This is a genomic window from Mycobacterium ulcerans subsp. shinshuense (genome assembly GCF_002355775.1).
Classification (GTDB): domain Bacteria; phylum Actinomycetota; class Actinomycetes; order Mycobacteriales; family Mycobacteriaceae; genus Mycobacterium; species Mycobacterium marinum.
In genome coordinates, this window is the sequence record NZ_AP017624.1 from 51,456 (window position 1) to 63,831 (window position 12,376).

Annotated in this window: 9 protein-coding genes and 2 pseudogenes; 1 reads left to right on the plus strand and 10 read right to left on the minus strand. The window is 64.9% G+C overall.

Features of this window, described 5'->3' with window-relative positions; all coding sequences use genetic code 11:
* Positions 1-114 precede the first annotated feature (114 nt).
* On the plus strand, positions 115-3,045 hold the full coding sequence (gene leuS, locus SHTP_RS00275) for a leucine--tRNA ligase (RefSeq protein WP_096372238.1): 2,931 nt from the start codon (positions 115-117) through the stop codon (positions 3,043-3,045).
* A gap of 29 nt (positions 3,046-3,074) precedes the next feature.
* Here leuS and SHTP_RS00280 read toward each other — a convergent pair whose 3' ends face one another.
* From SHTP_RS00280 to SHTP_RS00325, 10 genes and pseudogenes are all read right to left on the minus strand, one after another.
* The gene (locus SHTP_RS00280) at positions 3,075-3,644 is read right to left on the minus strand and encodes an SDR family oxidoreductase (protein ID WP_096369438.1); all 570 of its coding nucleotides are present in this window, start codon (positions 3,642-3,644) and stop codon (positions 3,075-3,077) included.
* Between the two features lie 40 nt (positions 3,645-3,684).
* Positions 3,685-4,188, minus strand: coding sequence for a MarR family winged helix-turn-helix transcriptional regulator (locus SHTP_RS00285; protein ID WP_096369439.1), 504 nt, complete (start codon positions 4,186-4,188; stop codon positions 3,685-3,687).
* A 56-nt stretch (positions 4,189-4,244) separates the two neighbouring features.
* Positions 4,245-4,994, minus strand: a complete 750-nt coding sequence (locus SHTP_RS00290) for an amino acid ABC transporter ATP-binding protein (protein ID WP_096369440.1) — start codon at positions 4,992-4,994, stop codon at positions 4,245-4,247.
* Positions 4,991-6,760 (minus strand): ABC transporter substrate-binding protein/permease, encoded by a 1,770-nt coding sequence (locus SHTP_RS00295; RefSeq protein ID WP_096369441.1) that lies wholly within the window; start codon positions 6,758-6,760, stop codon positions 4,991-4,993. Before SHTP_RS00295 ends, SHTP_RS00290 begins: the two co-directional genes overlap by 4 nt.
* Positions 6,761-6,841: 81 nt before the next feature.
* Entirely contained in the window at positions 6,842-7,606 is a 765-nt protein-coding gene (locus SHTP_RS00300) for a GntR family transcriptional regulator (RefSeq protein ID WP_096369442.1), read from the minus strand.
* Between the two features lie 110 nt (positions 7,607-7,716).
* Positions 7,717-8,514 (minus strand): LLM class F420-dependent oxidoreductase, encoded by a 798-nt coding sequence (locus tag SHTP_RS00305; protein ID WP_096372239.1) that lies wholly within the window; start codon positions 8,512-8,514, stop codon positions 7,717-7,719.
* Between the two features lie 31 nt (positions 8,515-8,545).
* Positions 8,546-9,456 (minus strand): annotated as a pseudogene (locus SHTP_RS00310) (alpha/beta fold hydrolase).
* 90 nt (positions 9,457-9,546) lie between these two features.
* On the minus strand, positions 9,547-10,665 hold the full coding sequence (locus SHTP_RS00315) for an inositol-3-phosphate synthase (protein WP_011738462.1): 1,119 nt from the start codon (positions 10,663-10,665) through the stop codon (positions 9,547-9,549).
* Between the two features lie 61 nt (positions 10,666-10,726).
* The gene (locus tag SHTP_RS00320; protein WP_011738463.1) at positions 10,727-11,269 is read right to left on the minus strand and encodes a PadR family transcriptional regulator; all 543 of its coding nucleotides are present in this window, start codon (positions 11,267-11,269) and stop codon (positions 10,727-10,729) included.
* Positions 11,270-11,424: 155 nt separating this feature from the next.
* Positions 11,425-12,295 (minus strand): annotated as a pseudogene (locus tag SHTP_RS00325) (DUF1707 SHOCT-like domain-containing protein).
* Between the last annotated feature and the right edge of the window lie 81 nt (positions 12,296-12,376).

The window sequence follows — 12,376 nt, forward strand, 5'->3', positions numbered from 1 at the left end:
GACCGAAACAGACCTGGGATGAACATCTGATCGGTGTGCAACGCAACCGAGACCAACCCGTGGCCGTGGGCTACGGGCCAGCCGCTGCAAAGCCGCCCTTATACCCTGTTGGGCGTGACCGAATCGCCGACCACGACACTTGGCAGCACGTCCGGTGCCCCCTCTGGTGTCCCCTCCGGTGTTAACGACGCGGAATCCGACGCTCCGCGGCATCGCTACACCGCCGAGCTGGCGGCCGGAGTGGAGCGGACCTGGCAGCAAAACTGGGCCCGCCTGGGCACGTTCAACGTGCCCAACCCGGTTGGATCGCTCGCACCGTCGGACGGTTCCCCGGTGCCCGAGGACAAGCTGTTCGTCCAGGACATGTTTCCCTATCCATCCGGGGAGGGCCTGCACGTCGGGCACCCGTTGGGCTACATCGCCACCGACGTGTTCGCCCGCTATCACCGGATGAAGGGCCGCAACGTGCTGCATGCGTTGGGGTTCGACGCCTTCGGTCTGCCGGCCGAGCAGTATGCCGTGCAAACCGGCACCCACCCACGGACCAGGACCGAGGCCAACGTCGTCAACTTCCGGCGCCAGCTGGGCCGGCTGGGGCTGGGCCACGACAGCCGGCGGAGCTTCTCCACCACCGACGTCGAGTTCTACAAGTGGACCCAGTGGATCTTCCTGCAGATCTACAACGCGTGGTTCGACGCGGCAGCCAACAAGGCTCGTCCGATATCGGAGTTGGTCGCAGAGTTTGATTCCGGGGCCAGAAGTCTGGTCGACGGCCGGGACTGGTCCACGCTGTCGGCGGGGGAGCGGGCCGACGTGATCGATGACCACCGGTTGGTCTACCGGGCGGATTCGATGGTGAATTGGTGTCCTGGACTGGGCACGGTGCTGGCCAACGAGGAAGTGACATCCGATGGACGCAGCGACCGCGGCAACTTCCCCGTATTTCGCAAGCGGCTTCGGCAATGGATGATGCGGATCACCGCATACTCCGATCGGCTGCTCGACGACCTCGATGTGCTGGACTGGCCGGACCAGGTCAAGACCATGCAGCGCAACTGGATCGGGCGCTCGACGGGTGCCTCCGCGCTCTTTACGGCAACCAGGTCCAACGGTGAGACGGTCGGCCTCGAAGTGTTCACCACTCGCCCCGACACCCTGTTCGGTGCCACCTATCTGGTTCTGGCCCCCGAACACGACCTGGTCGACGATCTGGTTGGGGCCGGGTGGCCAGCCGGTGTGGACCCGCTGTGGACCGGTGGTGGTGCCACGCCGGCCGAGGCCGTGGCCGCCTACCGTCGCGCTATCGCGGCCAAGTCCGACCTCGAGCGTCAGGAAAGCAAAGAGAAGACCGGCGTCTTCCTGGGTAGCCACGCGATCAATCCTGCCACTGGCCAGCCGGTGCCGATATTCATCGCTGACTACGTGCTGGCCGGCTACGGCACCGGGGCCATCATGGCAGTTCCGGGCCATGATCAGCGGGACTGGGATTTCGCGAGAGCACTGGGACTTCCGGTCGTCGAAGTCATTGCCGGCGGCGACATTTCGCAGGCCGCCTACACCGGCGACGGCGTCCTGGTGAACTCGGGATTCCTCGACGGCATGAGCGTGGGGGAGGCAAAGCAGGCCATCACCGCTCGGCTGGAGTCCGACGGCCATGGCCAGGCCCGCATCGAATTCAAGCTGCGTGACTGGCTTTTCGCGCGTCAGCGGTATTGGGGTGAACCATTCCCGATCGTGTACGACGCGGATGGACGCCCGCACGCACTTGATGAGTCGGCGCTTCCCATCGAACTGCCCGATGTGCCGGACTATTCGCCGGTGCTTTTCGACCCCGACGATGCGAACAGCGAGCCGTCGCCGCCGCTGGGCAAGGCGACCGAGTGGGTGCACGTCGAGTTGGATCTCGGCGATGGGCTCAAGCCGTACAGCCGCGACACCAACGTGATGCCGCAGTGGGCGGGCAGCTCCTGGTACGAGCTGCGCTATACCGATCCGCACAACGCAGGTCGGTTCTGCGCCAAGGAAAATGAGACGTACTGGATGGGGCCGAGGCCGGCCGAACACGGCCCGGACGACCCGGGTGGCGTCGACTTGTACGTCGGTGGCGCCGAGCACGCGGTGCTGCATCTGCTCTATGCCAGGTTCTGGCACAAGGTGTTGTACGACTTGGGCCACGTCAGCTCTCGCGAGCCCTACCGCAAGCTGATCAACCAGGGCTACATTCAGGCCTTCGCCTATACCGACGCGCGGGGATCCTACGTACCTGCCGAAGAGGTCATCGAACGTGACGGCGGGTTTGTGTATCCCGGCGCCGACGGCGAGATCGAGGTCTTTCAGGAATTCGGGAAAGTCGGTAAGAGCCTGAAGAATTCGATATCGCCCGACGAGATCTGCGACGACTATGGCGCGGACACCCTGCGGGTGTACGAGATGTCGATGGGCCCTATCGAGGCTTCACGCCCGTGGGCGACCAAAGACGTTATCGGCGCGTATCGCTTCTTGCAGCGGGTGTGGCGGCTGGTGATCGACGAAAACACCGGCGAGATCCTGGTGGCCGATACGCCCGCTGAGTTGGACACCGACACGCTGCGGGCGCTGCACCGCGCTATCGCCGGGGTGGCTGAAGACTATGCGGCACTGAGAAATAACACCGCGGTCGCCAAGCTGATCGAGTACACCAACTTCCTCACCAAGCGCCATCGCGATGCCGTGCCCCGAGCTGTCATCGAGCCGCTGGTGCTGATGGTGGCCCCGCTGGCCCCGCACCTGGCCGAAGAGTTGTGGCAGCGGCTGGGTCACACTACTTCGTTGGCGCACGGACCATTCCCGGCGGCCGATCCGGCCTATCTGATCGACGACACCGTCGAATATCCGGTTCAGGTCAACGGCAAGGTGCGGGGCCGGGTTGTGGTGGCCGCCGACGCGGATGGCGATGCGGTCAAAGCCGCTGCCCTAGCCGATCAGAAGGTGCAGGCGTTCCTGGCGGGCGCAAGCCCGCGGAAGGTGATTGTGGTCGCCGGCCGTCTGGTGAATCTTGTTGTTTGACCGCGATTCCAAACCCGGGGCGGGTGTCCTCAGCGGGGTCGGATGACCACTTCGTGGCCGTGACCGTCCGGTGGCGTGGCTACCACATTGGCCACCACCTCGGCGACCGTGTCGGCGCGCATGAACCTTGCGGGATCGTAGGTTCCGCCCTCGAAATCGACGAGCTCCCTCTGCATGTCGGTGTCGGTGCGGCCGGGATAGACGGTCGTCACGCGAAGCGTGGGCTCATCGGTGCGCAACGAGTCAGCAAATGCCCGTAAGGCGAATTTACTGGCCGAATAGGATGCCATCCCGGCGGAAACGTTGCGCCCGGCCCCGGAGTTGATGAAGACAACCTGGCCGCGGGCACTTCGCAGCGCCGGCGGCAGCGCCAGCGTAAGAGCAACGGCACCAAAGAGATTGACGTTGAAGGTGGCGCGCCATTCGTCGACGTGCGAATCGCCGAAATGCCCCGGGATGGAAAGTCCGGCATTGTGTATCAATACGTCGAGTTGGGCGGAAGGCCGGCCGGCCAGCAACAGGGTGTGCGTCGGCGCCAATGCGGCAGCGATCGCAGCACCGATGCCGCGGCTGGCGCCGGTGATGAGTTCAGTTGGCATGGGTCTAGCTGACACCAATCCGTTTATCGGTCAATTACTTTCATCCCCGCCCGGGCGTGGCGGCGTCGTCCTCCGGGGCATTGGCGGGTTCGCCGCAGGCCAAGCGTTCGAGCGGGGTCAGAGCCGTCATCAGGGTTTCGAGGTCGGAGTGGGGGAGTTGGTCGAGCATCGCGGCCAGGGCGGCGTGCCGGTTGGCCAGCGACTTGGCGTGAACGGAGCGTCCTTGTGGGGTGATGTCGACAAGCACCGCCCGTAAGTCCGATGGGTCGCGCGAGCGTTTCACCAGGCCGATCTTCTCCAGGCGACGGATCGCCACGGTGGTGGTGGGAGTTCGCACCCGCTCATGCGCGGCCAAGTCGGTCATCCGGATGGGACCCCGATCGAGTAGGGTAACCAGAATCGATAATTGCGCCAACGTCAATTCGCCGGCGACCACTCCGTTAAGATCGCCCCGGCGCAGTATCGAAAACAACTTGGATAACGCGCGGTGCAGACCCTCGGCCAGCTCCGTCACCTCGGGCGCGGTGGATTCGCTATCCGCCATAATTCGGCAGTCTAACCCGACATCTGGCCAGCGGTAGAGCCGATCTAGCCAGCCTGTCAAAGTACTTGGGCGAGAAACCGCTGCAGCCGTTCGGTGCGCGCGGCCTCGAATAGCTGCTCTGGGGGACCGGCTTCGACCACCGTCCCGTGGTCCATGAACACCACGGCATCCGAGGTTGAGCGGGCGAAACCCATTTCATGGGCGACCACAACCATGGTCATGCCGTCAGCGCCCAAGTCGGCGATCAGCGCCAAGATGCCCTTGACCATCTCTGGGTCCAGCGCCGAGGTTGCCTCGTCAAAGAACATCACCTGCGGGGCCATCGCGAGGGCACGCGCGATCGCAACGCGTTGTTGCTGCCCCCCGGACAACATGTCTGGGCGTGCATTGGCCTTGTGCTTCAGGCCAACTCGGTCTAGTTGGTCCAATGCGAGCATTCGCGCTTCTTCGTCGGATAGTCCGCGTAGCTTGCGTGGCGCCAGCGTGACGTTGTCGACAACGTTGCGGTGCGGGAACAGGTTGAAGTGCTGGAACACCATGCCGATGCGCTGCCGAAGGTCGTTGGGGTTGTCGCGCAATACCGATCGCCCGTCTAGCAGGATGTCTCCGCTGTCGGGCTCGTGCAGGCGGTTCAGGGTGCGAGGCAGCGTCGACTTGCCTGACCCGGACGGACCGATCACCGCCGCGGTGGTACCCGCGGGGACCTCCAAATCGACGCCACGCAGCACCACGCTGCCGCCCAGCGTTTGGTGAATACTCCTGGCCGCCAGACAAACCGGTTGTCGACCTGCATCCTGGCGGGTCACGTCATCTCCCCACCGATGGTGGAGCTGACGACTCCGGGGGGATCCTCCGGATCGAGGCGGCGGCGACCGCGGCGCAGCCGCGCGTCGATGTAGTTCACCAGATGCGTCAGCGGAACGGTCAACATCAGGTAGAAGATGCCCGCGGGCACCAGCGGCGACAGGTTGCCGGTTTGGGCGTTGAGGTCGCGCCCGACCTGGAAGAGTTCACGCTGTTGAGCGATCAGGCCAAGGAAGTACACCAGGGCCGAGGCCTTCAGCAACGCGATGAATTGATTGACCAGTGCGGGCAGCACCCGTCGCACGCCCTGGGGCACCACCACCAGCCGCATGGCCGCGGAGTAGCTGAAACCCAGCGCGCGGGAGGCCTCGAGTTGACCGGGGTCAACACTTTGGATTCCCGAACGCAGAATCTCACCGACATAGGCGCCGGCCATCAACCCCAGCGCCGCGATGCCCAACGGATAGGGATTGTTGTTGGTCAATCCGCCCACGATGGGTCCGACGCCCAACCCGATGATCAGGATGATCACCACCTCGGGCAGGCCGCGGAAAATGTCGGTGTAGACCCGGGCCGGCCAGCGCAGCCAGCGCTGGTGCGAGATTCCAGCGATCGCCAGCGCCATGCCGAGCGCCAGCCCGATGATGCTGGCGCTGAGGGTCAGGATAAACGTGTTGGGCAACCCGGTCTTGAACAACGTCGGGATGGCTTGCCGATACATGTCCCAGTCGAAGAAGGAGTCCCGCAACTGGGCTAGGGCCGATTTCGGTGCGGCCGGCCCCACCGGCTTGTGCCGATGGTTTGCGGCAATGGCTGCGAAATCGGGCAGGGTGGGCGCGGCGACGGCCCGAGAACCCGGCTTCCAGCCCGGCGGCAGGGTTCGGGGCACCCACTTGCTGTACAGCTGGGACCAGGTGCCGTCGGCGATGACGGCGTCCAGCCCCGCGTTGAGGGCATCGAGCAACGGCCGATTGTCTCGGGCCACCACATAGGCCACAAAGTCCCCCGCGCCGAACGTGTTCGCCACGAGCACGGCGGGATCGCCGGGCCGGATCGCCGCCTCGGCCTGATTGCCGGGTGCCACCCAGGCGTAGATCTGGTGGGTCTTGAGGCTGCCGTACACGGTGGCAAAGTCGGGGTACTTCACCGGTTGCAGATGCAGGCTGTTCACCACATAGGCCTCTTCGACCGTGCCCTGAACCACGCCGATGCGTTGCCCCGGCGCCAGGTCACTGAACTTGGTTATTGCCGAACCCGGGGGCACCACCAGCGAGTAGTAGCCGAAGTCGTAGCCGTTGGTGAAGGCGACCGTGCGTCGCCTCGCCTCGGTCAATTTGACCGAGGCAGAGCCAACGTCGAAGCGTCGCGCCGCCACCTGGGCCAGCAGCCCGGAGAAGTCGGTGCCAACAAAGCGGACTTGCAGGCCCAGCTTGGCTGCGATGGCGCGCAAGAGTTCGTTATCGAAGCCGGTGAACTGCCCGGTGGAGTTGATGCAAGTGTTGGGCGGAGCGTCGGACAGGGTGCCCGCCGTCAAGACTCCGGGCGTGCCTAGCCCCAGGTCGCCAATGTTCACCGAACTCAGCGGCACAACCCCCGCGGTGGTCTGGACGTCTTCGTCCGAGCCGGCAGTCGTCGTACTGGACAGATCGGCGGGCAGGACCATGGCACTGTCCACACCGGCCGGTGCGCACTGATTGTGGTCCGCCTGGGCGGGCGCCGCCAGCGCCAAGCCCAACACGATAAGGATCGTCGCGGACACCGCGAGCATTCTCTTCCCGCCGCGAGCACGGGGATGCACGGTTGAACTCATCACCGCCACCGTATCGATCAAGCGGGCGGTGTGTGCTGCTCAGAATGCGAGCCGGGTCGCCTCAGGGGTCTCGACAACAATTTTGGGCCGCGACGGCAGCGGCGCTACCGGCGCGGCCGTTGCATGGCCGTTGTTGCGGCACGCTTGCTCATGCGGGGTGAACACCTGGCGCCGAAACAGTTCGGTCAGCATCGTTTGCGCCATCAATTCGGAGCGGCCGCTACAGGCCGCGCGCGCGGCGTGCGGGTCACGTCGATGTATCGCCGAATGCTCGTCTTCGTAGAAGGGCAGCATGTCTTCGCGCCGGTACTGGTAGCTCGCCCAAAACGCGCCGGGTATCAGGTTTTGCGACGCGCGAATGAGGGCCTGCAGTCGTGGTCCCGCGTACTCCTCGTTGATCGTTCTGCGGTATTCCGAGGTGAGTTCGGCAAAGATCCGAGCGTCCTTGGCGGCGCGAAGCGTTCGCATCAGCCCGTCGAGCTCTCCCAGAATCCGAGGTGTGGGATTGGCCGCGGTGCGCGCGGACGCCATGCCATTGAGCACGCCCTCGAGCTCGTAGTGTTCGAGAACGGTCGATTGGTCGAAGCGTTCCACGAACGCTCCTCGGTGATAGCGCGTGGACACGACTCCGTCGTGTTCGAGCTGGACCAACGCCTCCTGGATGGGGACCCGGCTGACCCCGAGGCTCCCTGCGATCTCGTTGCGGTCGACACGGTCGCCGCTTCGTAGTTTGCCAGTCAGAATCAGGTTGAGGAGGTGCGCAACAACCTGGTCTTTTTCCTTGACCCCATATTTCTTTGGCATCGGTTTCGTCGAGTCTCTTTTCGGCCCGGTCCGGCAATCAGCGCTGGAAGTTTCTCACGACTGGGCACGCAAATTCTCAGATTTGACGATTAAATTTACGTTCTCGAAAGTCAGCGGCTGTCACGCCATCTGCACAACGCCTCGGCAGCTGCCAGGTCGTAGTCGGGCCCATCGCACCCGACGGTCAGCAGTGTGACTCTCAGACCGGCGAGTGCGTCGGCGTCGGCGCTGAGCCTGCCGCTGTCCTGAAGCGCGGCAGAACGCTCGATGGTGGCCGGATCCCGACCGACGTCGGCGCAGTGCCGGGCGAGCACCGCGGACTTCGCCGGGAACTCGTCAACGCCGGTGAAGCTGTGCCAGATGTCAGCGTGTTCGGCGACCAGCCGTAGCGTCTTGCGTTCGCCCCCGCCGCCGATCAGGACCGGAATGTCGCGAGTAGTCGCCGGGTTCAGCTTCGCCAGCCGCGTCTTGATCCGGGGGAGGGCGCCGGCTAGATCGTCGAGACGGCTGCCTGCGGTGCCGAACTCGTACCCGTATTCGTCGTAGTCCTTCTGCTTCCAGCCCGAACCGATCCCCAAGATGAGCCGGCCGTCGCAAATGTGGTCGACGGTGCGAGCCATATCGGCCAGCAACTCCGGATTGCGGTAGGAGTTGCAGGTCACCAGCGCGCCGATCTGGATGCGCGAGGTCTGTTCGGCCCAGGCCGCCAGCATGGTCCAACACTCGAAATGGGCTCCATCGGGGTCGCCGAACAGCGGGAAGAAGTGGTCCCAGTTGAAGGCGATGTCGACACCGATGTCTTCGCACCGGCGCACGGCATCGCGGATATCGCCGTAGTGCGAGGCGTGTTGTGGCTGCAGCTGAACGCCGATACGCAAAGGTCGATCGGGATGTACGGGTGAGGTCATAAGACCACCGTAGGCGCGTTGCGGCGCGGGCTCAGCGCCCGCCGAGCACCCCACGCAGGATCTCGACCAGGACCCGGGGTTGGTCGCTTTGCACCGAATGACCCGAGTTCTCGACCGTCTGTGCGCCACGAAAACCCTTCGCACGCCCGCGCAGCTCGGCGATGTCCTCGTCGCTGACGAAGCCCGACTTACCGCCGCGCACCAGGGTGACCGGCGCTGCCAACGCATCGACGTCCCAGAGGACGGCGAAGTCGGGGAAAGCGCGGATGGCGTCATAACGCCATGCCCAGTTGCCGTTCTCCAGCCGCAGAGAGTTGTGGAACACGCCGCGGCGCAGAGCCTTTACTTCGCGATGTGGTGCCGCGGCGACCGTCAGATCCAGCATGGCCTGGAAGCTGGGAAACTCCCGCTCTCCGTGCATCAGGGCAACCGTGCCGCGCTGCTCCGCGGTCATTTCAGCGTGGCGCTGCAAGGCAGAGGGGGTGACGTCGATGAGCACCAGCTCGTCGACGAGTTCGGGTGCCAGGGCGCCAAGCCGTATCGCGGTCAGCCCGCCTAGCGACATCCCGACAACGAATTCGGCTTCGGGTGCCAGCTCGCGCAGCGCCGGTACCAGTGCGTCCGCGTTGTGCTGGGGTGAATAGTCACCGTCCTGACGCCAGGCCGAATGGCCGTGGCCGGGAAGGTCCACCGCCAGCGCTGGTTCGCCAAGACCGACGATCACGGTGTCCCAGGTGTGGGCGTTTTGCCCCCGTCATGCAGAAAGATCACCCGCGGGGCGCGGCCGCCCCAGCGCAACGCGCTGATCCTGGCCTCGGCCGCGCCGACTTCGATGCGCTCCACTTCCGGAAGCGGACCCGTCACCCCGGCCTGTTCGGCATTCTCGGCCAGCAGGTCGAACTCGGTGAGGCAGGTCAGATCGTCGGGGAAGGAGTCGGTCACACCTGCGACTCTACGAGCTGCGCCGAGCGTCACGCTGGGGTGACGCTCGGCGCAGAAAGCCACGCTGGCGTGACGCTCGGTAAGAAGGGGTTAGCCCTCGATGATGAACTCTTCGAGCTGGGTGCGCGCAACGTCGTCGGCCAGCTGCTTCGGCGGGCTCTTCATCAGGTAGGCCGATGCCGGGATGACCGGGCCACCGATGCCGCGGTCCTTGGCGATCTTGGCCGCCCGCACCGCGTCGATGATGATGCCCGCCGAGTTCGGCGAGTCCCACACCTCGAGCTTGTACTCCAGGTTCAGCGGCACGTCACCGAATGCGCGGCCTTCCAGGCGCACGTAGGCCCACTTGCGGTCATCGAGCCAGGCCACGTGGTCGGACGGGCCGATGTGGACGTTCTTGTCCTCGACCTTGCCGGCCAGCGAGCCGGTGAGGTTGGACGTGACGGCTTGGGTCTTGGAGACCTTCTTGGACTCCAGGCGCTCGCGCTCGAGCATGTTCTTGAAGTCCATGTTGCCGCCGACGTTGAGCTGGTAGGTGCGGTCCAGGGTGACCCCGCGGTCCTCGAACAGCTTGGCCATCACGCGGTGGGTGATGGTGGCGCCGACCTGGCTCTTGATGTCGTCGCCGATGATCGGCACGCCGGCGTCCTTGAACTTCTTGGCCCAGGCCGGGTCGGAGGCGATGAACACCGGCAGCGCGTTGACGAACGCCACGCCGGCGTCGATGGCGCATTGGGCGTAGAACTTGTCGGCCTCCTCGGAGCCCACCGGCAGGTAGGACACCAGGACGTCGACCTTGTTGTCCTTGAGGACCTTCACCACGTCGACCGGCTCGTCGTCGGACAGCTCGATGGTGTCGGCGTAGTACTTGCCGATGCCGTCGAGCGTCGGGCCGCGCTGCACCACCACGTTGGTGGGCGCCACGTCGGCGATCTTGATGGTGTTGTTCTCCGAGGCGAAGATCGCGTCGGACAGATCGAAGCCGACCTTCTTGGCGTCGACGTCGAAAGCCGCCACGAACTTGACGTCGCGCACGTGGTACGGGCCGAACCGCACGTGCATGAGGCCGGGCACCATCGAGTTGTCGTCGGCATTTTGGTAGTACTCGACGCCCTGGACCAGCGAGGACGCGCAGTTGCCGACGCCGACAATGGCGACTCGTACCTCAGGCTGCGCACCCGGCGCGCCTAGCGGCTTCTTCTCACTCATTCGGGCGTTCTCCTAACCTCATTGCTTCTGCGGTGTCTAGGCATTGTTGGTTTGCGGGGGTTCAGGTCTGTTCAGCATGATTGGGTGCGGCGCGTTCGGCGGCGATGAGCTCGTTGAGCCACTTGACCTCACGCTCGCTGGACTCCAGTCCGAGTTGATGCAGCTGGCGGGTGTAGCGGTCGAACGAGCTGCTAGCCCGGGCCACCGCGTCACGCAGGCCTTCCCGGCGTTCCTCCACCTGGCGGCGACGGCCTTCCAGGATGCGCATCCGCGCTTCGGCGGGGGTGCGGTTGAAAAACGCCAGGTGTACCCCGAAGCCATCGTCGGTGTAGTTGTGCGGGCCGGTGTCGGCAACCAGCTCGCCGAAGCGCCGACGGCCGGCATCGGTGAGCTGGTAGACCCGCCGGGCCCGCCGCACCGGCATCCCCGTGGGGGCGGCGTTCTCGGCGATCAACCCTTCGGCCTGCATGCGCCGCAGCGCGGGATAAAGCGAGCCGTAGGAGAATGCCCGGAACGCGCCGAGCAGGCCGGTCAGGCGTTTGCGCAACTCATAGCCATGCATCGGCGATTCGATGAGCAGGCCCAGGATGGCGAGCTCCAGCATCGAACCACCTCCTTTGCATGCCTGGTTACGACGAACCGACGCCTCGCGCCATAGTATCGTCGCGATATATTCGCCACAACACAACCTACCGTTGGTGCGGTGTTAGTCACAGTTGGTTGGCGGGGAAAACCCGCTGAACGACGAGCCCGTTCGGGCTAGGACGGGTAGTTCACCTGTTTGATGGTGCCGTCGCCGGCAAAGGCGATGTATCCACTGCCGTAGTCGCTCGAGACGTATAACTGTAGCGATATCGCCCCGGGGGTGGTCGGGTCGCTCGCGGGGTTGATGGACAGGTACATGTTGGTGACGTCTTTCGGCTTCATCCCCAGGGTCTCCGCGGCCCCGCGCATGATGCCCACTGCCGTCTTCACGTCGAACTTGCCCAGGTCGACGAGTGCGGTGTCGGCGCCGCTTCGGGCGCTGCCGGTGGGATCCCCCCCAGCCGCCGCGGTAGGTGTAGCTCAAGATCCTGCGTTCGTCGGCGGGGTCTTTGCGGTCCAGCACCGCGTACTCGGGATAGATCACCATCCGGTAGCCCATCGTGTCCCCGAACCTCTTGCGGGTTTGTTCCAGCAGCCCGGTCAGCCCGCCCAACGAGTGCAATTGCTTGGGCGGTGTCAGCACCACCGCCGCGACCCCGTCGGGCTTGGCGCCCGGGTCCGTCGTGAAGTCCAGCGGCGAACGGGTGTTTCCGTACAGGCCCCAGCCGATCGCAACACCTAACAAGATCGAGACACCCAACGCGGCCGCCAGCAGGCCAAGGCTGTTGCGCTGACCCCGGGACTTGAGGGCCGGCACCTCCGCGGGCGCACTCTCGGATTGCAGGTCGGCGACCAGGTGCTGCAGGTCACCCAACGTCACCGCCTGGGTTGCCGTGGCGACCCGCTGGAGATGCTCCTCCATCGAGAGCTGGCCGTCGCTGAGGGCACTGTCGAGAATCTGGCAGGCGTCTTGCCGGTCGGTGTCCTTGGCCCGGGTCGCCGCCGAGCCTCCACGCGCGAGTGATGAGCCTAGCCATTTCGCCACGCCGATGATCGTAGAAGTCCCCGCCGGCAGGTGGTCAACGAATACCCAGGAGACGCGCGATAACGGCATTGTTGCGTATCG

What these genes read in the sequence shown, in the direction of transcription:
- SHTP_RS00280 (WP_096369438.1), bottom strand. Translation starts at nt 3,644, where the DNA reads ATGCCAACTGAACTCATCACCGGCGCCAGCCGCGGCATCGGTGCTGCG.
- SHTP_RS00285 (WP_096369439.1), bottom strand. Translation starts at nt 4,188, where the DNA reads ATGGCGGATAGCGAATCCACCGCGCCCGAGGTGACGGAGCTGGCCGAG.
- SHTP_RS00295 (WP_096369441.1), bottom strand. Translation starts at nt 6,760, where the DNA reads ATGCTCGCGGTGTCCGCGACGATCCTTATCGTGTTGGGCTTGGCGCTG.
- SHTP_RS00300 (WP_096369442.1), bottom strand. Translation starts at nt 7,606, where the DNA reads ATGCCAAAGAAATATGGGGTCAAGGAAAAAGACCAGGTTGTTGCGCAC.
- SHTP_RS00305 (WP_096372239.1), bottom strand. Translation starts at nt 8,514, where the DNA reads ATGACCTCACCCGTACATCCCGATCGACCTTTGCGTATCGGCGTTCAG.
- SHTP_RS00315 (WP_011738462.1), bottom strand. Translation starts at nt 10,665, where the DNA reads ATGAGTGAGAAGAAGCCGCTAGGCGCGCCGGGTGCGCAGCCTGAGGTA.
- SHTP_RS00320 (WP_011738463.1), bottom strand. Translation starts at nt 11,269, where the DNA reads ATGCTGGAGCTCGCCATCCTGGGCCTGCTCATCGAATCGCCGATGCAT.